This is a genomic window from Lactobacillus sp. PV034, assembly GCF_014522305.1.
Lineage (GTDB): Bacteria > Bacillota > Bacilli > Lactobacillales > Lactobacillaceae > Lactobacillus.
This window is the reverse complement of the sequence record NZ_CP041982.1, coordinates 901,295-920,434: the sequence shown is the minus strand read 5'-3', so window position 1 is coordinate 920,434 and position 19,140 is coordinate 901,295. Positions and strand designations below refer to the sequence as shown.

The 19,140-nt window shown below is 33.1% G+C and carries 16 protein-coding genes and 1 tRNA gene; 16 read left to right on the top strand and 1 reads right to left on the bottom strand.

From position 1 onward, the window contains the following. Positions 1 to 39 precede the first annotated feature (39 nt). On the top strand, positions 40 to 1,158 hold the full coding sequence (locus FP432_RS04730; RefSeq protein ID WP_265488181.1) for a hypothetical protein: 1,119 nt from the start codon (positions 40 to 42) through the stop codon (positions 1,156 to 1,158). A 60-nt stretch (positions 1,159 to 1,218) separates the two neighbouring features. Next, positions 1,219 to 1,929 carry a GntR family transcriptional regulator gene (locus FP432_RS04725; protein WP_265488180.1) on the top strand — a complete coding sequence of 237 codons (711 nt, stop codon included), beginning with the start codon at positions 1,219 to 1,221 and terminating at the stop codon, positions 1,927 to 1,929. A 31-nt stretch (positions 1,930 to 1,960) separates the two neighbouring features. Here the strand turns inward: FP432_RS04725 and tagD are convergent, their stop codons facing one another. After that, positions 1,961 to 2,347 (bottom strand): glycerol-3-phosphate cytidylyltransferase, encoded by a 387-nt coding sequence (gene tagD, locus FP432_RS04720; protein WP_265488179.1) that lies wholly within the window; start codon positions 2,345 to 2,347, stop codon positions 1,961 to 1,963. Between the two features lie 123 nt (positions 2,348 to 2,470). Between tagD and FP432_RS04715 the strand changes: the two genes are divergently transcribed. The 14 genes from FP432_RS04715 (at position 2,471) to pcrA (ending at position 19,123) form a co-directional block, all read left to right on the top strand. Then, positions 2,471 to 3,607, top strand: coding sequence for a CDP-glycerol glycerophosphotransferase family protein (locus FP432_RS04715; protein WP_265488178.1), 1,137 nt, complete (start codon positions 2,471 to 2,473; stop codon positions 3,605 to 3,607). A 16-nt stretch (positions 3,608 to 3,623) separates the two neighbouring features. Next, the gene (locus FP432_RS04710; RefSeq protein WP_265488177.1) at positions 3,624 to 5,054 is read left to right on the top strand and encodes an oligosaccharide flippase family protein; all 1,431 of its coding nucleotides are present in this window, start codon (positions 3,624 to 3,626) and stop codon (positions 5,052 to 5,054) included. An 18-nt stretch (positions 5,055 to 5,072) separates the two neighbouring features. Continuing rightward, a complete protein-coding gene (locus FP432_RS04705; RefSeq protein WP_265488176.1) occupies positions 5,073 to 5,801 on the top strand; it encodes a WecB/TagA/CpsF family glycosyltransferase in 729 nt (242 codons plus the stop codon). Positions 5,802 to 5,841: 40 nt separating this feature from the next. Continuing rightward, positions 5,842 to 6,936: a glycosyltransferase gene (locus FP432_RS04700; RefSeq protein WP_265488175.1), complete on the top strand. Its 1,095-nt coding sequence runs from the start codon at positions 5,842 to 5,844 to the stop codon at positions 6,934 to 6,936. Then, positions 6,936 to 8,918, top strand: a complete 1,983-nt coding sequence (locus FP432_RS04695; protein ID WP_265488174.1) for a glycosyltransferase family 2 protein — start codon at positions 6,936 to 6,938, stop codon at positions 8,916 to 8,918. Before FP432_RS04700 ends, FP432_RS04695 begins: the two co-directional genes overlap by 1 nt. Beyond that, positions 8,908 to 9,606, top strand: coding sequence for a glycosyltransferase family 32 protein (locus FP432_RS04690; RefSeq protein ID WP_265488173.1), 699 nt, complete (start codon positions 8,908 to 8,910; stop codon positions 9,604 to 9,606). Before FP432_RS04695 ends, FP432_RS04690 begins: the two co-directional genes overlap by 11 nt. Before the next feature lie 91 nt (positions 9,607 to 9,697). Further along, complete coding sequence (locus FP432_RS04685) at positions 9,698 to 11,158, top strand: nicotinate phosphoribosyltransferase (protein WP_265488172.1); 1,461 nt, start codon at positions 9,698 to 9,700, stop codon at positions 11,156 to 11,158. Positions 11,159 to 11,170: 12 nt separating this feature from the next. Beyond that, the gene (gene nadE, locus FP432_RS04680) at positions 11,171 to 12,001 is read left to right on the top strand and encodes an ammonia-dependent NAD(+) synthetase (RefSeq protein WP_265488171.1); all 831 of its coding nucleotides are present in this window, start codon (positions 11,171 to 11,173) and stop codon (positions 11,999 to 12,001) included. Positions 12,002 to 12,177: 176 nt separating this feature from the next. Beyond that, positions 12,178 to 14,847 (top strand): calcium-translocating P-type ATPase, PMCA-type, encoded by a 2,670-nt coding sequence (locus FP432_RS04675; protein WP_416202877.1) that lies wholly within the window; start codon positions 12,178 to 12,180, stop codon positions 14,845 to 14,847. 62 nt (positions 14,848 to 14,909) lie between these two features. Beyond that, complete coding sequence (locus FP432_RS04670) at positions 14,910 to 15,368, top strand: SprT family protein (protein ID WP_265488170.1); 459 nt, start codon at positions 14,910 to 14,912, stop codon at positions 15,366 to 15,368. A gap of 55 nt (positions 15,369 to 15,423) precedes the next feature. Next, positions 15,424 to 15,509 (top strand) — tRNA-Leu (locus FP432_RS04665). Positions 15,510 to 15,573: 64 nt separating this feature from the next. After that, positions 15,574 to 16,191: an ECF transporter S component gene (locus FP432_RS04660; protein ID WP_265488169.1), complete on the top strand. Its 618-nt coding sequence runs from the start codon at positions 15,574 to 15,576 to the stop codon at positions 16,189 to 16,191. Next, positions 16,188 to 16,793, top strand: coding sequence for a glycoside hydrolase family 73 protein (locus FP432_RS04655; protein ID WP_416202876.1), 606 nt, complete (start codon positions 16,188 to 16,190; stop codon positions 16,791 to 16,793). The genes FP432_RS04660 and FP432_RS04655 overlap by 4 nt, the downstream gene beginning before the upstream one ends. Before the next feature lie 83 nt (positions 16,794 to 16,876). Further along, positions 16,877 to 19,123 (top strand): DNA helicase PcrA, encoded by a 2,247-nt coding sequence (gene pcrA / locus FP432_RS04650; protein ID WP_265488167.1) that lies wholly within the window; start codon positions 16,877 to 16,879, stop codon positions 19,121 to 19,123. Positions 19,124 to 19,140: the final 17 nt, after the last annotated feature.

Below are 19,140 nucleotides of genomic sequence, written 5' to 3'. Positions count from 1 at the left end.
AATTAATTATGAATAATTTTGGAAGAAAGGAAACAAGTCATGACAAGGTTGGTTAAGGTAGGATCTGCTGGAGATGAAGTAGAGTGGAAAGAAGCACTTAAGAATATTCAACCTGATGACGTTTTATTGTTAGAACCGGGCTATTATCAAATAGAACCAGGATTTAATGTAGTTGATCTAACTATTAAGGGAACGGGTTCTAGTCCTGAAGATACTGTAATAGAAGGATATTTTGTGTTAGGCGAAGATTGTAGTTTTTTTACTTTAGAAAATATTGCTCTTAATACTAAAACTAAAAATAATGCTATCTTTGTAGAATACGCAGCAAATACATATCTAACAATGAGAAACGCAGTGATTCATGGTGGCAATGATGATACTGCTGGAATTGCAATTAATGGAAAATGTACTCTTGAGCTTTTTTCAACGAAAATTGTTGGAGCAAGTTTGTCTCTGTTTGAAAGTGCTGATTTTAGAATAACAATGAATGATAGCTTAATTGATTATCCATCGGATAAATATGCCGCTATAGGTATTCAAGGAAAAGGGACAGCCATTATTTCTAGTTCAAAAATAAATGGCAGTGTCAGTACTTATCCTGGCTCTAACAGTGAATTGGATATTAATAATAGTCAAATTGATAAATTATTAGTTCATGGTTCAACCTGGATGAATATGATTAATTCTAGTATTTTAGCGCGCGATGATACAGCACTTTATTTATCAGATGAAAGCTGGGCTAATATAATTAGATGCACATTTGCCGGGGGAGTTTTTGTTGATAAAAAAGTAAAACTTATCATGCAAAATTGCCGAATGGATCGCTTAATTGTATGTGATCAAGCGCAAATAACTTTGAACAATTGTACAATTCTCAGTCATGCAGATTTTCAGGATCAAGTGAAGGCTGATGCAACAAGAACAGCTTTTTCGGGAGGAAATCATTTTGAATACTTTTTAGCTCTTAATAAAAATGCTATTTTAAAAGGAAAAGATCTAATTTTAAATCCTAATGGTTCACTTATGGCAGTGCATGATAATTCAAGAATAAAACTAAAAGTACTTTCTGCCAGTCAAGAAAGTATAGATATTGAAGGACTTAGTGAATCAAATATTGATATAATTGGTTTGAAATGGAAAATAAAAAAGAACGATTAGTTTTAAAAATAAAACTTGTGGTCTAGAGAATAAAATTTAGTAAAGACCTGGAGATTTTTTATGCAAGAACCTATTTATATAAAAATTCATAATCAAATAAAACGTGATATTGAAAATAAAAAATATAAAGTTGGAGAAAGAATACCTGCTGAGCGACATTTGGCGCAGCAATTTAATGTTTCACGCATGACATTAAGACAAGCCATTAAGACACTTGAAGATGAAGGTATTTTAGAAAGACGACTTGGCAGTGGAACTTATGTAGCGAGTCAAAAAGTTCAAGAAAAAATGTCAGGTATCATGTCATTTACAGAAATTATGCGTGCTAATGGTCAAATACCAACTAATAAATTAATTTCTTATCGAATAACAAAACCATCTCTATCTGAAAAAGAAAAACTTAAAATTGATGATGATACTTCAGTACTGCGGATGGAACGGGTTAGATCAGCTGATAATATTCCTATTTGTTACGAAGTGGCAGCAATTCCTTCTCCTTTGATTGCTGAGTTTTCCAAAGATGAGATCGCTTCTAGTTTATATAAAACTTTAGAAAATGCTGGAGGTTATAAGATCGGAAATGTTATTGAAAATATCGGAGCTGCAGTTGCAAATGAGAATGATGCTAAACTTTTATCGATTAATAAAGGTGATCCCTTAGTTACACGTCGGCAAATAACGGAGTTAAGTAATGGACAACCTTTTGAGTATGTTCTTGCCTCTTATGTAGCTGATAGGTTTGAATTTACTTTTTCCAAAAATAATAACTAATAAAAAGTGCATTACTTAAGTAATGCACTTTTTATTTAAGATCTTCTTTTATTTTAGTGGTAGAGATGCCGGGAGTACGGGGTAAATAAACAACATTGGTATATGGCTTAAGAAAGTCGAATTGCCCCTTCCAATCATCACCCATTACAAATGTATCGATATCATATTTTTGGACATCTTTGATTTTTTGATCCCAATCCTCTTCAGGAATTACTTCATCTACATAGCGGATAGCTTCAAGAATATATTTTCTTTCTGCATAATCATTATAAGCTTGCTTATGTTTCTTAAATTCATTAAATTCATCGGTCGATAAGCCTACAATTAAATAATCTCCCAATTCTTTAGCGCGCTTAAGCAAACGTACATGTCCATAATGTAAGAGGTCAAAAGTACCGTAAGTAATAATTTTTTTCATTGTTGTCTCCTTATAATAATTCAATTTTAACAAAACATATAAGTGAAGAAATAGTAAAAGTTTAAATTTTTTTTATTTTATCCTGATGTAGTTTGTTAAAATAACTATATTATAGGAGAAAACATGAAAAATTTTTTATTTAAGATATATTTGAATTTTATTAAGTTTATTTTACGTTGGACTCCAACAGATGATAATTTATATGTAATATTGAACGGTAGTGGTCGCTCAGGTTCGAATGGTTATATTTTTTATAAATATCTAAAAGTTAACCATTCCGAAGTTGAAACAGTTTTAGTGGAACCATGGCCAAGTTCCCATTTATCTTGGCAAACATGGAAGAAAATTGCAGCAGCCAAGTACCTTTTTACTACCCATCAACCTTTTAAGATAAAGAAAAAACAAATATGTACAAATTTTTGGCATGGAATTCCTTTAAAACGGATGGGTTTCATGGCTGCTAACGATAGTTATAAAAATGACCTGCATAATATGAAAATTTGGCAAAATATAGCTGATCGAGTAATCTCCAGTAGTGCTTTATATGATACTTTGATGAGTGCGTGCGTAGGAATTGAGGGTAAAAAATATATTAATAATGGTTTTCCAAGAATCGATGCCTTATATGCACCTGTAGTTTCAAAAAAAGAGCTTTTAAATTCACTTTTTAATACTAATGATAAAGATGGCAAAGTCGGAATTTATATGCCAACTTTTCGTTTTGAATTGGATGATAAAGAAGTAATGAATAAAATTAAAATGGGTAATTTTTTTGCTTTTGCTGATTTTGATGGAGAAAAGTTAAATCAAGAGTTACGAAAACTTCATCATTACCTTATTATCAAATTACATCCATATGAAATGAAATTGTTCGAGAATAAGGGAAAGAATTATTCGAATATTGTATTTTTAAATAACAGTTATTTGGAAGAAAATAATTATGATCTTTACGAATTATTAGGATTAACTGATTATTTAATGACTGATTTTTCTTCAATATATTTTGATTATCTACATTTAAATAAACCAATAATTTTCATTACTAATTATTTAGAGCAATACGAAAAAACTCGTGGATTATTAATTGATCCATATGAAGATGTGGTTCCGGGTCCAACCGTTAATAATCAAAGAGAATTGGTTAGTCAGATTGCAACCTTAAGTAATGAAAGTTTTGAAGAAAAACGAAAATACTGGCTAAAACTTTCCTATACTGCACCTTTGCAAAATAATTGTAAACGTAATTTTGATAATCTTTAGTTAAGGTGAAATTGTTTTGAAACGAACATTATTAAATATTTTTTATAATGCGATTTATCAGATTTTTTTAGTACTTGTGCCATTGGTCACAGTACCATATTTGTCACGAAATTTAGGACCTAGTACTTATGGTATCTATAGTAGTGTCAATAATACAATTCAGTTCTTAATGGTATTTTGTTCTATATCTGTATCATATATTGGAATGCGTACTGTTTCCAGAATTAGAGCCAAAAGTACTAAAGAAGAATTGGGAAGAGCATTTTGGGGATTATGGTATTTCCAGGCTTTAGCAAGCGTCATAATGATTGTGGCAACCATAGTAATAGTCTATTTTGCTAAGGTTCAGTATTGGAACTATATCTTATTAATGATTCCTTTTATGATATCAGCTCAGTTGGATATTGCTTGGTTTTTTCAGGGATTACAAGAATTTGGCAAAGTCGTTTTAAGAAATACAACTGTAAAATTATTATCAGTTGGATTAATATTTATGCTAGTCAAAAATCCAAGTGATCTTTGGAAATATATGTTGATCATGTCTTTATCAACCTTACTAGGTTCATTTGTATTTTGGATAAATATCAAAAATTATGTTGGAAAACCTAGGCCACATTTCTATAAGTTTAAAGAATCTGCTATTGCAATTGTTACACTCTTAATTCCTCAAATTGCGACTCAGGTTTATACTTCATTAGATAAACCGATTCTGGGTTGGTACCAAAATTCAACTCAAGTTTCTTTTTATGACAACTCGCAAAGAATTTCAAATATGATCCTGGGTGTTATAACTAGTATTACTTTAGTGATGATGCCCAAAATGGCCGCTGAGGGTAAAGAAAAACAGAAGGTAGTTTTGAAAAAATCATTGGAAGTTACAGTAATGTTAGGCTGTATTTTTGCAGTAGTTGTTATGATTAATACTAAACAATTTGTACCATTTTTCTTTGGTCAGCAATATATTCCAATGACAAATTTGATGTTTTGGTTTACTTTAACGATTATTATCATTCCACTTGGAGGTGTTTTTGCTAATCAATTTGCTTTAGCAAATCAAAGAGATAAAGAGTATGCTCTTCCAGTAGTAATTGGTGCTATTTGTGAGTTGATCTTAACTTACTTTTTAGATAAACACTATGGAGCAACTGGAGCATTAATTGCAATTTTAATTGTTGAATTAGTTGTTTGTATCCTTCGTGTTTGGATTGTCCGCGATGATTATTCATTTACCTATGTATTTAAAGATATTCCAAAATATGGTGGAATAGCTTTACTTTGCTTGGTTGTGGGGTTGATACTACCCAATATAATTCCATCAGCTTTTATTAATATGGCAGTGAAGTCTATTCTAATAATGGTTTTGTATGCTTTATTGATGATTTTGTTTAAGCTAGATCTTAATAAGGATATTGCCTTTATGATTAAGAAAATGCTAAAAAGGGCTTAAAAATAGAAAGAAGTATTTATGAGTAAAGTGGAAGTATTAGGGATTAATTTTGATAATTATTCTCTAGAACAATTTAAAAATAAATTGATCTCACGAATTGATTCACGATTATCAACTTTTATCGTGACTGCTAATCCTGAAATTGTAATGTTAGCTCAAAAGGATAAAAGATTTTTAAAAATTATCAATTCTAAAGCTGATATTGTAACTGCGGATGGAATTGGAATAGTTTTAGCAGGTAAGATGCAAAAAACGCCAATTAATGAAAGAGTAACAGGATATGATCTGTTTGTCTGGTTACTCCATGTAGCTAATTTGCGCAAGTTAAAAGTTTATTTAATTGGGGCAAAACCCGAAGTTATCCAAGCTGTAAAAAATAAGATTGACTCTGAGTATTCAAATATTGAACTCGTTGGATACGAAGATGGATATTTTACTGATGATTTAGATAAAGTAGCTAATAGAATTGCAGCAAAAAAGCCTGATATGGTTTTTGCTGCAATTGGCTTTCCGCGGCAAGAGCAGTTATTATCAATCTTACGGAAAAATAACTTGCCTGCAATAATGATGGGAGTTGGTGGAAGTTTTGATGTCTTTTCGGGTAAAACCAAAAGAGCTCCGCTAATTTTTCAAAAAGCTCATCTTGAATGGTTTTACCGTCTTTTAAAAGAACCTACGCGATTCAAGAGGATGTTAGTTTTGCCACAGTTTGTTTTAGAAGTTCGAAGAAACAAAAAGCAAAAATAAGTATCTTTGTACTGATAATTATTAGAAAGATTTTACTTTAATGAAAGTTTTACATATTAATGCAGGTTTAGAAAAGGGTGGCGGACTCTATCATCTTGTCAATCTTTTAACTGAAGCTAAATTAGAAAATAAAGATTTTGAGTTACTAACATTAAGCAGAGGCCCTGTTGCTGAAGCAGCAAAAAAAGCTGGTATAAAAACTACAATTTTAGGAGCAAAAAATCGTTATGATTTAGCCGTGTTAAAACGGCTGATTAATTATATTAATCGGAATGAATTTGATGTTGTCCATACTCATGGAGCACGAGCAAATTTATTTTTGAATATGATTCATAAAAAAATTAATGCCAAATGGGTTATAACTGTTCATTCAGATCCTTTAAAAGATTTTGCAGGACGAGGCATTATGGGGGATATATTTACCAAATTAAATATTCATGCTCTAAAAAATGCGGACGGAATTTTTGCAATAACACAGAATTTTGCAGATTTGTTAGTTAATAAAATTCATGTTTTGAGAACTAATATTTGTGTAATTTACAATGGCATATTTTTCCACGATCATATCTTACCTAAATATGATCACCCCTTTTTTAATATTATTAATGTTGCACGAGCAGAAAAAATTAAGGGACAAGACCTTTTATTAAAAGCTCTTAAAGAAACTAATAATAAAGAGATCCATTTGCATATAGTTGGCGATGGCAATGAACTAAATAATTTACGGGCTTTAACTAGAGATTTGGGTATATCAGATCAAGTTACATTCCATGGCTTTTTGACCCATAAACAAATAATCGAACTTTACCGAAAAATGGATTTAGCAGTATTAACTTCTTATTCTGAAAGCTTTCCTTTAGTACTTTTAGAAGCAAGTGATAATTTAGTTCCAATCTTATCTACTAGTGTTGGTGATATTAAAAAAATGATTCCTGATGATCAACATGGTTTTGTAGTTAAGATTGGTGATCAAATAGGAATAGAAAATAAAATCTTACAGGCTTATAAGATGAGTAACCAGGATTTACAAGCGATTGCTAAACGTGAAAAAGAATATGTTGCAAATACTTTTTCTATGAAGAATCAACTAGCAGCAATTGAAAATTACTATAAAATTTTATTAGGTGAGATTTAATGGTTATAGAAAAACGAAGACAAAATATATTAATTGGAATTTTATTTTTAATTCCTTTAGTTTTACAATTTTTAGAGCCATTTACGACAACTTTTACTGAATTTCTTTTAGAAACTAGTCTCTCATTATTACTGTTAATTGTTTTGTTTTTTTGTGATATAAGTAGCTTAGATCAATGGTTTACCGAAAGAACAATAACGGTTTTAAGTGTATCTCTTGGCATATTAAATGTTTTTAAATTCTTCCAATGGTATCCGTTAAATGAGTCTTCATTTGTTTACAGCTTAGGAATTGGATGTTTTGCAGCTAGTCTTTATTTTCTAAATAAACATTTCACAGTTAAAAATATCTTACTAGTTCTACTTAACCTCAATATTCTTGCTAATAATATGGAACCTGCAGGAGATTGGCTGATTATATTTATTTCACTATTTGCAATTATTTTCTATTTAGTTCAAGTAGTAATTACGCATACACAACAGTTGCGATTAGCTCTTTTAATTGTTTATGTAATTACTTTACTTGTAGGATTGATATGGTTTACGCCGCAATTACCTGATTTTGATGCTTCTGAACTAGCATGGAGAGTTGAAGCAATTGGAATTATCATTGTCGTACCCTTGGCAAAATTGCTTGTTGCGGATAAAGAACTTTTTACTTTTAATATTCATGTAATTATTACAAGTCTTGCTTATCTATTTATTGCTGAAAGTAGCATTATCATCGTTTCTCCTAAAATTTTTAATGTTGCACTTTTAGTAATATTTTTCTTGATTTATCTTGCATTTATAAATTTTTTTGGAAATATTAATTTAAATACTAAAAGTAAAAAGATTTCTGTTATCATTCCAACTTATAATGGAGCGTCTACGATTGTAGAGACACTAGAATCAGTCAAGAAGCAAACTTTCCGAGATTGGGAGGTAGTCATTGTTGATGATGGCTCAACTGATAATACAGAGGAAGTAATAAGGCGCTATTTGAAATATAATAAGTTACCAGTACGGTATATTAAGCAAAGTAACCAAGACCAATTAAATGCAGTAAAAAATGGCTTAAAGTATATTACTGGAAACATTTGCTATATACTCCATTCGGATGATGTGTTATATGATAATAATGTTTTTTATCGGGCCACAGCGGCTTTAATGGGAGAAAAATGTGATGGTATTTTTATCGGTATTCAAACTATTGATGGGCAAGGTCACCCTGGAAAAATAATTCGTACTAAATCATATTATGATAGTCAAACAGTCATAGCTAAGACTGCCCTAGGCTTGGGAAGAAATCCATATGTTGATTTTACTTATTGGCGTAGAGAAATATTTGAAACTGTAGTAAAAGAAAATTACTTAACTAATAATTTACCGGCCTGGTATAATGCACAAACTAATAGTGGATTAAAAGTAATTAATTCTAATTTTATTGGGTTAAAGTATCGCGTATTCGAAGGAAATTATTTAAATTCAAGCGATGGTAGTGTTAATGTCCTATCGGGCGAATTGCGTACATTACACCATATACTTGGTAATTTGAAAATTCCCGTATTTAAATATCAGTCGCTTTACTATCGAATTATGAATAAACTTCATTTATCTAGCATTTGTCCGGTAATATTTTGGCATGGAAAAACAGAACTTAGAGCCATTACGCCAAATGTTGTCAGTCGTCGAGTAAGGAGTCTAGATAGCCCCTATTTAAAAGCGATTGTTAACTTTACCCAAAATTATGATTTGACTAAAAAAGTTAAAATTGATATTCCTATAGAATTAAAGATTTTTACTGGTGCCGATATTAGGCTCTATAATAAATATATTAAAGAGAATAAATTAGATGATTTTTATTGGAAACTAATGAAAATTATCGGTGATGGAGCTGCAACAATGATTGTGGCAAATAAAAACAAAAGAAAATTAGAAGAAATCTTAGAATTTTTTACAATTAAAGATTTTGTAAATATAGAGGTAAAAAATGATTCCTAAAAAAATTCATTATGTTTGGGTTGGCGGTAATCCAAAACCTAAAAAAATTCAAAAGTGCATGGAGACATGGAAGAAACACTTAACTGATTATGAAATTATCGAATGGAATGAAAATAATTTCGATATTCATGAAAATAAGTATGTTGAGCAAGCATATAAGGCAAAAAAGTGGGCTTTTGTTTCTGATTATATTCGAGCTAAAGCAATTTATGAGCAAGGTGGAATTTATCTTGATACTGATGTTTTAGTTTTAGATGATTTGCACAGTTTACTGAATAATCGTGCATTTGTAGGATTTGAAAATAAGGAAAATCCTTTCACTGCAGTATTTGGAGCTGAAGCAGGTCATCCGTTAATAAAAGACATGCTTGATTACTATAATGACCGAAATTTCGAATTTGATAGTCAGAATCAAATGGCAGGCGTAAATACTGTCTCAGTTTCAGATATTTTGAAGGATAAATATCATGCTAAGCCTAATAATCAAGAACAATGGTTAAATTATGGAATTCATGTTTATCCAGATGGGGTATTGTGTAATCCATCGTCAGATTCTAAGACCATCCATGTATTTACTGGTACATGGATGGAGGGTGCTAAACCTCTGAAGCGCAAAATCGTTACCGGATTAAAGTTACAGATTAAAACTCCGCGTCAAGCAGGATTATATGCAAAAATTTTTCGTTAAAAGTATCGCAAATTAGCGATGCTTTTTTGCTATATTTGATTAAATGATTATAATTAAACACAAGAATAATTTAGATTTATGTGAGGAAAAAATGTTAAACAAAGAACTCGATCAAGACGATTCCTTGATCTTACATACAGATTTGTATGAAATTAATATGATGTACACATATTTTAAAAAGGGCATTAGTGAAAGAAATGCTGTTTTTGAGTTGTTTTTTAGAAAAGAACCGTTTGGTAATGGCTATGCGGTTAATGCCGGTCTGAGTCGAGCAATTGACTACTTAAATAACTTACATTTTAAGGAAAGCGATCTAAAATATTTAAAAGAACAAGAAAATTATGATGATGACTTCATCGATTATTTAAGAAACTTAAAACTTAAGCTAAGTGTTAAAGCGGCTGTTGAAGGAGAGTTGGTCTTTGCTAATGAACCAATTATGCAAATTGAAGGACCATTAGCACAAGCACAATTAGTTGAAACCGCACTTTTGAATATTATTAATTTCCAAACCTTGATTGCCACTAAGGCTGCTAGAATTAAGGTTGCAGTTGGCAACGATAAGTTGATGGAATTTGGATCTCGTCGAGCTCAAGAAACAGATGCTGCTATTTGGGGTACGCGTGCAGCCTATATTGGTGGTTTTGATGCGACAAGTAATGTGCGCGCAGGTAAATTATTTGGTATTCCAGTTTCAGGGACACATGCCCACGCTTTAGTTCAAGCTTTTGGCAATGAATATGAAGCGTTTAAAGCATATGCTGAAACTCATAAAGACTGTGTTTTCTTGGTTGACACTTATGATACTTTGCGTAGTGGAGTTCCTACTGCAATTAAAGTCGCTAAGGAAATGGGTGATAAGATTAATTTCTTAGGCGTTCGAATTGATTCTGGCGATATGGCATATATCTCTAAGAAAGTTCGTAAACAATTGGATGATGCCGGCTTTAAAGATGCTAAGATTTTTGCTTCAAATGATTTGGATGAAAAAACTATCCAAAACTTAAAAATGCAACATGCCCGGATTGATGTTTGGGGCGTAGGAACAAAGCTTATTACTGCTTTTGATCAACCAGCTTTGGGTGGTGTCTATAAGTTAGTTTCAATGGAAGATGAAAATGGTAATATGCGTGATACCTTAAAGATTTCATCTAATGCTGAGAAGGTGTCGACCCCTGGTAAGAAGCAAGTTTGGCGCATTTCTGCTAACCAAGTAAAGAAAAATGAAGGTGACTGGGTATCAAGAGTAGATGAAGATCCACGTAATTTTGATTCACTCTTTATGTTCCACCCACAATATACTTATATTAATAAAGTTGTTACTGACTTTACTGCGCGTCCATTGCTCCAACCTATCTTTGAAAAAGGAAAACAGGTTTATAAGGAACCAAGCTTGCAAGAAATTAAGCAATTTGCGGCTAATAATCTTGATAGCTTGTGGGATGAGTATAAACGGAGCTTAAATCCCCAAGATTATCCGGTTGATTTATCACAAAAATTGTATGATCACAAGATGAATCTAATTAATGAAATTCGTTCCCATATTAATTAAAGAAGGTAAAAAATGAGACCCTTACAAAAAAAGATCGTTGAATATGAAAAAGTAAAACCTGAAATTGATCCTAAAGAAGAAATTAGAAAGTCGATTGACTTTTTAAAGGATTATTTAAAGGCAAATCCCTTTTTAAAATCCTATGTTTTAGGAATTTCAGGCGGACAAGATTCCACTTTAACTGGAAAATTAGCCCAAATGGCAATTGAAGAAATGCGTGAAGAAACTGGCGATGATTCTTATCAATTTATCGCTGTTCGTCTTCCGTATGGAGTTCAAGCTGATGCTAGTGATGCTGCAGATGCGGTTGCTTTTCAAAAGCCTGACCAAGATTTAATTGTTAATATTAAAGAACCAGTTGATGCTATGGTTAAGGTTGTAGAAGCAAGTGGTCAAAAGATTACTGATTTTAATAAAGGTAATATCAAAGCGCGCCAAAGAATGGTGGTTCAATACGCAATTGCGGGAGCTAACAAGGGTGCGGTAATTGGAACAGATCATGCTGCCGAAAACTTCTCTGGTTTTTATACTAAATATGGTGATGGTGCAGCTGACATTACCCCATTATTCCGCTTAGATAAGCGTCAAGGCAAAGCAATGCTTAAAGAACTTGGTGCACCTGAACACCTTTACTTGAAGGCACCAACTGCAGACTTGGAAGAAGATCGTCCTGCTTTACCAGATGAAGTAGCTTTGGGTGTTTCTTATCAGGACGTAGATGATTACCTTGAAGGTCGTGAAGTAAGCGATGAAGCTGCAGAACAAATTGAAAAATTGTGGAAAAAGAGTGAACACAAGCGCCATTTGCCAGTAACTATTTTTGATGATTTTTATAAAAATTAGACCTTGCATCTCTTATTAGATTTTTAATATAATAGTATTGTAATAAGGGAGTAACGGCAAGCGATTGCGACAAGCCCAACAACCGAGAGCATTATCTCTCTGGACTTGTCTTAATGAGTGAGACTTATGTACCAGAGATGGACATAAGTCTTTTTTTTGTTACGGAGGAAATGTTAGTGAAATTTTATGATAAATCTATTCCTGAAGTAGAAAAGGAGTTACATACTTCGACGGCAACTGGTCTATCTAAGCAAGAAGCTGAACAGCGACTAGCAAAAGATGGCCTGAATGAATTAGCTGCAGGTAAGAAGAAGAGTTTAGTAGCTCGCTTTTTGGATCAGTTTAAAGACTTCATGATTATCGTCTTGATCGTAGCAGCATTACTTTCAGGATTTGTTGCTAATGAGTGGACAGATGCAGCAATTATTTTAATAGTTGTTTTATTGAATGCTGTTTTGGGTGTTTTCCAAGAAAGTAGATCAGAAGCAGCAATTGATGCCTTGAAAGAAATGTCTACTCCTAATGCTCATGTACGTAGAGATGGAGTTATTTTAGAAATTTCAAGTACAGAAATTGTACCAGGAGATGTTGTGTTATTAGAGGCTGGGGATATTGTTCCGGCTGATTTGCGTTGGACCGTGGCAGAAAGTTTGAAGATTGAAGAATCTGCCTTAACTGGTGAATCAGTACCGGTAGAAAAGAGTAATGAAACTCTGCCTGAAGATGATGTTGCCTTAGGTGACCGTGTAAATATGGGTTATGCTAATACAAGTGTGACTTATGGGCGTGGTGAAGGTATTGTTACCGAAACGGGGATGAATACAGAAGTCGGAAAAATTGCTACTATGCTTAATAATGCCGATGAAACAACTACCCCATTACAAAAGAACTTGAACCAGTTGGGTAAAACTCTTACCATCATGATTTTGGCAATCTGTGTGATTGTATTTGTGGTCGGAGTGTTAAAGGCTGATCCTGCTCAACGTAACTCTAAGTTGATGATTGATATGTTCTTAGTAGCTGTTTCATTAGCGGTAGCTGCAATTCCAGAAGGATTACCGGCAATTGTGACAATTATCTTAGCTTTAGGTACCCAAACTATGGCTAAGCATAAAGCAATTGTAAGAAAGTTACCTGCTGTAGAAACTTTAGGAGCAACTGATATCATTTGTTCTGACAAGACTGGTACTTTGACCCAAAATCAAATGACCGTTGAAAAAGTTTTCTATAATGCTTCCTTACACAATAATAGTGAAGAAATTAGTGCTACTAATCCTGCCTTACTTTCAATGGTGTTAGCCAATGATACTCAAATTCAAGATGGTGGAGCACTTTTAGGTGATCCAACTGAAACAGCTTTAATTCAATATGCTTTTCATCAAAATATTAAGGTAGAGAATTTATTGAATGAATACAAGCGTGTTCAAGAAGTACCTTTTGATTCAATTCGTAAATTAATGTCCACTGTGAATAAATTTGGGGACAAATACTACGTTGCTGTTAAAGGTGCTCCGGATGAATTATTAAAGCGAGTTACAAAAATTGATAAGGATGGTCAGGTAAGTCCAATCACTGAAGCTCAAAAGCAAAATATTCTTGATACTAACAAGGATTTAGCCGAAGGCGCTTTACGTGTATTAGGTCTAGCCTATAAGTATGTGGCAGAGCCTTATGCCGATCCAACAAGCGAAAATGTTGAATCAGATCTCATCTTTGCTGGTTTGGTGGGGATGATCGACCCTGAACGTCCAGAAGCAAAAGCCGCCGTTGCTGAAGCTAAAAAGGCGGGTATTAGAACAGTTATGATTACTGGTGACCACCAAATCACAGCCGCAGCTATTGCTTCTCGCTTAGGGATTTTAGAAGAAAGTCCAGATCAAAGTCATGCTGTGTTAACTGGAGCTGAATTAGATAAGTTATCGGATGATTACTTTATTGAGCACGTTAAGGACTACAGTGTTTATGCTCGTGTTTCACCTGAAAATAAGGTTAGAATTGTGAAGGCATGGCAAGCAAATGATAAGATAGTTGCAATGACCGGTGATGGGGTTAATGATGCTCCAAGTTTAAAACAAGCTGATATCGGAATTGGTATGGGTATTACTGGTACTGAAGTTTCTAAGGGTGCTAGTGATATGGTTTTAGCTGATGATAACTTTGCAACAATTGTTGAAGCCGTCAAGCAAGGGAGAAAAGTTTTCTCTAATATTCAAAAAGCAATTCTTTATTTAATGAGTTGTAACGTAGGTGAAGTATTAACAGTCTTTATGATGACAATGCTTGGCTGGGATATTTTAGAACCAGTTCAATTATTGTGGATTAACTTAGTTACTGATACTTTTCCTGCCATTGCGCTTGGTTTAGAACCGGCAGAAAAGGGCTTAATGAAGCGTAAACCACGTGGTAAGAATTCAAACTTCTTTAGTGGTGGAGTTGCAAGTTCAATTATCTATCAAGGTATTTTGGAAGGTATTTTAGTATTAGGAGCATATCAATTCGGCTTGCACGTTGGACCGCATGTGGATAATCCAACTATGCAACATGCTGATGCTTTAACAATGGCCTTCTTAACCTTAGGTTTAATTCAATTGTTCCATGCTATTAACTCTAAATACATTCATCAATCAATTTTCCGTAAGGAAACTTTAAAGAATAAATGGTTTAATTGGGCTATTTTAGGTGCAGCTATTGTAATGGCAGCCGTTGAATTACCATTCTTAAACAAATTATTCGATGTAAATGAATTAGACGGCATGCAATGGTTAGTCGTAATTGTAGCTGGTTTCTTGATGATTTTCATTGTTGAAATTATTAAGTTTTTCCAACGTAAATTAGCTAATAAATAGTTTTGAAGAGAGATAAGAAAATTTGTCTTGTCTCTCTTTTATTTTGCGTTAAAATATGGAACATGAATGAAAATGATTTACAGATTTTAGTAGAACAAATTTCACTTAAGAATTTTCATCGTCCCTTTTCTCATAAGGTAAAAATTAATAAGCGAATGCGGACTACTGGAGGAAGATATTTTTTACAAGATCATCATATCGAAGTTAATGAACATTTTTTAGATGAAAAGTATCATGAGGATTTAATAGGAATAATTAAGCATGAACTTACACATTATCATTTGCACTTAGCCGGCAAAGGATATCGACATCGTGATGCAGATTTTAAAAACTTACTAAAACAAGTTGGTGGCTCACGTTATACTCCCGATATTGGTTTGCGAAGAAGACCAAAGATCAAATATCTTTATCAGTGTCAGGATTGTCATCTACTTTATCCTAGAGTTAGGCGAATTGATACAAGACGTTATCGGTGTGGAAAATGTCATGGACCATTAAACTTAATTGAAAAAAGCTACTAAAAAAGTATTATTGTATTTGCGAATTAGTTGAATCTTTGATATATTATTAAGGAACGCGGGCGTGGCGGAATGGCAGACGCGCAAGACTAAGGATCTTGTGATCGCTTTTTGATCGTGGAAGTTCGAGTCTTCTCGCCCGCATTACTTAAGGGAGTCGTAAATACGGCTTCCTTTTTTTGTTAGAAATGTACATAAGGAGTAAAATATGCGACAAAAAAGAGTGCAGACGATCACTATTGGGGCTATTTTTATTGCGATATTAATTATCCAATCTTTTGTACCCTATTTGGGGTATATTCGAATTTTGCCGGGCTTACCTTCGATAACAATTATCCCATTAACCGTTGCATTGGCTGGGGTATTGCTAGGAACAGGATTTGGTGCTGCTATGGGATTAGTCTGGGGTATTTTGAGTTTAATTTTAGCTTATACTCAACCTGGTGATTTAGTTAGCTTAATGCTTTTTCAAAATCCCATTATTGCGATTATTCCTAGGGCAGCTGCTGGATTTGCCGGTGGAATGATTGGACAAGCAGCCAATTTACAAAAAAGAGGTCAAACAATTTTTGTTTATGTGATGGCAGGATTAGTTACTTCGGCTGTTAACACTTTACTAGTGATTGGATTGACTAGTTTATTCTTTATGCGCGATCCTAGAATTCTTTTACATAATTTAGGTCAAGACCAGAATCAAACTCCATTAATTGGAATTTTACTAACCGTCTTAGGAATGAATGGGATTACTGAAGCAATTTTTACTGGATTTGTAACACCTTTTATTGCCTTACCAGTAAAAAAATATTTACTCAAGAGAATTAATTGATAATGGGAAAAAAATCTTACAAAAAGAAATTTAATTTTCTACTTTTCAAAATTTTTGGAATTTTTTTAATTATATTTATTCTTTTTGTTGGCTTGAAAATGTATAGTAGTCAGAATACTAAACATCTTGGTCAAAATGTATCAAAGGATGAATTTATTTCTATAGTTGGTCCGATTGCGCAAGCTCAGGATAAACCATATGGGCTTTTTCCAAGTGTTACTATTGCTCAGGCATGTTTAGAAAGTAATTTCGGTCAAAGTACTTTAGCGCGGGAATATAATAATTTATTTGGCGTTAAGGGTGTGAATAAAGCTACATCTAAGGTGTTAACAACACAAGAATTTGTCAATGGACGGTGGAAAACTATTCACGGCAGGTTTCAAGTATATGATTCTTATGAGGCTTCAATTCAAGCTCATACGATGTTGATTGTAAATGGAACAAATTGGAATAAGAATCAATATGCAGATGTTTTAGCTGCAAAAAATTATGAAGAACAGGCTAAGGCGCTTCAGGCTGATGGTTATGCAACAGATCCCACCTATGCTACAAAATTAATTAGTCTTATTAAGCAATATAATTTAACTCACTATGATAATTAGAGGAGTTAGCTAAAAAGCTAGCTCCTTTTTTGCTATAATTAATAAGTCAAAATTGCTGGAATTATTAACTAGTGGAGAGCGAAATGAGTGAAAATTCAATTTTAGAAAACTTAAATGAACAACAAATTAAGGCGGTCCAAACTACCAATGGCCCTTTATTAGTTGTTGCTGGTGCCGGAAGTGGTAAGACATCCGTTTTAACACGACGCATAGCATATTTGATTGAAGAGCAAGGAGTAGCTCCATGGAATATCTTAGCAATTACGTTTACAAATAAGGCCGCAACTGAAATGAGAGAGCGTGTCCAAAATTTACTTGGACCAGTTGCAGAAAGTGTTTGGATGTCAACCTTTCATGCCTTATGTGTACGAATTTTGAGACGAGATGCAGATAAAATAGGATATTCATCTAATTTTTCAATTGCTGATTCAAGTGAACAATTAACTTTAGTTAAGAGAATTGAAAAAGATTTAAACATAAATCCTAAAATGTATGATCCGCGAGCTATTTTAAGCACAATTTCAAATGCAAAGAATGATTTACTTACTCCGGCAGCTTATGATGAGTTAGCAAAAAGTCCTTTTGAAAAAATAACTGCACAAATTTATCATGAATATCAAAAGAGTTTAAAGCGTGATCAAATTATGGATTTTGATGATTTAATCATGCAGACATTGGTCTTGTTTAAAAAAGATAAGGCAACATTACATTATTATCAAAATAAATTTCAATATATTATGGTTGATGAATATCAGGATACTAATCAAGCGCAATATGAGTTGTGTCATGAATTAGCTGCACAGTATAAAAATATTTGTGTTGTTGGGGATGCTGATCAATCAATTTATGGTTGGCGTGGTGCCAACATGGAAAATATTTTGAATTTTGAACAAGATTATCAAGATGATGAAGTTCAAACAATAATGTTAGAGCAAAATTATCGTTCAACTGGACATATTTTAAATGCAGCTAATGCGGTTATTAAAAATAACCTTAACCGTAAACCTAAAAAGCTTTGGACTGATAGAGGAGAAGGAAAAAAGGTAAATTATTATCGTGCTCAAAGCGGTAACGATGAGGGTTACTTTATTGTTTCCAAAATTAAAGAAAAGATAAAAGATAATAAGCTCCAGTATAAAGACTTTGCGGTGTTATATCGTACAAACTCACAATCTCGTAATATTGAAGAAATGCTTGTTAAATCAAATATTCCTTATAAAATCGTTGGTGGTCATAAGTTTTATGACCGTAAGGAAATTCGTGATATTTTAGCTTATTTAAAAATTATTGCGAATCCAGCTGATTCAATGAGTTTAAATAGAATCATTAATACACCTAAACGCGGAATTGGACCAACAACGATTGCTAAGTTTATGAGTTTTGCGCAAGAACACAATTTTAGTATGTTAGAAGCATTTCAAAATTTGGATTTAGCACCAATAACTGGACGGGCACGAACAACGTTGAAAGAATTTGGCAGTAATTTTGAAGAAGCATTCAAATTTGCTAAAGAGCATAGCGTTACAGGGTTAACCGAGAAGATATTAAACGATTTTGGTTATGTTGATGCCTTAAAAAACGAACATACAATTGAAGGTGATAGTCGTTTAGAAAACTTAGATGAATTTTTAACGGTGACTAAGCGCTTCGATGATCAGTATGAACCTGAAGATGAAGATTCTTCAGTATTAGAAGATTTTTTGGCTGATGTTACGTTATTAAGTGATCAAGATGATTTAGAAAATGCTGATAATCAAGTAACTTTAATGACCTTGCATGCTGCTAAAGGGCTAGAATTTCCTGTTGTCTTTTTAATTGGCATGGAAGAGGGAATTTTCCCATTATCCCGAGCCTTAACTGATGATAGTGAATTAGAAGAAGAACGTCGTTTAGCATATGTTGGTATTACTCGGGCAGAAAAAGAGCTTTACTTAACTAATGCCTATTCACGCATGCTTTATGGTCGTCCACAAAATAATCCACCTTCACGTTTTTTAGATGAAATTGATGATGAGGATCTTGAGAAGTTAAATAAGGATACAGATACAATTATTGATGTTTCTGCACGCTCGTACTCTAAAACCATTCCTTTTGCCAGACAAAATGAGCGAGCACATGCTAAAGTCTATACGGCTAAAAAGCCAGCAGGAGCAGTTGGCGCTGATAAAGAAAGCTGGCAAGTTGGGGATCAAGTAGAACATAAAGCCTGGGGAAAAGGTGTAGTTGTAAAAGTAAATGGTAGCGGTGAAGATATGGAATTAGATATTGCTTTTTCTGGAAAAGGGATAAAACGCCTTTTAGCTGCATTTGCTCCTATTAAAAAGCTATAATTAAGAAGAAAGTAGTT

Bases quoted from the DNA above. Each gene is read 5' to 3' on its own strand.
- FP432_RS04695 (WP_265488174.1), top strand. From the start codon at position 6,936: ATGGTTATAGAAAAACGAAGACAAAATATATTAATTGGAATTTTATTT.
- FP432_RS04725 (WP_265488180.1), top strand. From the start codon at position 1,219: ATGCAAGAACCTATTTATATAAAAATTCATAATCAAATAAAACGTGAT.
- nadE (WP_265488171.1), top strand. From the start codon at position 11,171: ATGAGACCCTTACAAAAAAAGATCGTTGAATATGAAAAAGTAAAACCT.
- tagD (WP_265488179.1), bottom strand. From the start codon at position 2,347: ATGAAAAAAATTATTACTTACGGTACTTTTGACCTCTTACATTATGGA.
- FP432_RS04705 (WP_265488176.1), top strand. From the start codon at position 5,073: ATGAGTAAAGTGGAAGTATTAGGGATTAATTTTGATAATTATTCTCTA.
- FP432_RS04685 (WP_265488172.1), top strand. From the start codon at position 9,698: ATGTTAAACAAAGAACTCGATCAAGACGATTCCTTGATCTTACATACA.
- FP432_RS04715 (WP_265488178.1), top strand. From the start codon at position 2,471: ATGAAAAATTTTTTATTTAAGATATATTTGAATTTTATTAAGTTTATT.
- FP432_RS04700 (WP_265488175.1), top strand. From the start codon at position 5,842: ATGAAAGTTTTACATATTAATGCAGGTTTAGAAAAGGGTGGCGGACTC.
- FP432_RS04690 (WP_265488173.1), top strand. From the start codon at position 8,908: ATGATTCCTAAAAAAATTCATTATGTTTGGGTTGGCGGTAATCCAAAA.
- FP432_RS04660 (WP_265488169.1), top strand. From the start codon at position 15,574: ATGCGACAAAAAAGAGTGCAGACGATCACTATTGGGGCTATTTTTATT.
- FP432_RS04730 (WP_265488181.1), top strand. From the start codon at position 40: ATGACAAGGTTGGTTAAGGTAGGATCTGCTGGAGATGAAGTAGAGTGG.
- pcrA (WP_265488167.1), top strand. From the start codon at position 16,877: ATGAGTGAAAATTCAATTTTAGAAAACTTAAATGAACAACAAATTAAG.
- FP432_RS04670 (WP_265488170.1), top strand. From the start codon at position 14,910: ATGAATGAAAATGATTTACAGATTTTAGTAGAACAAATTTCACTTAAG.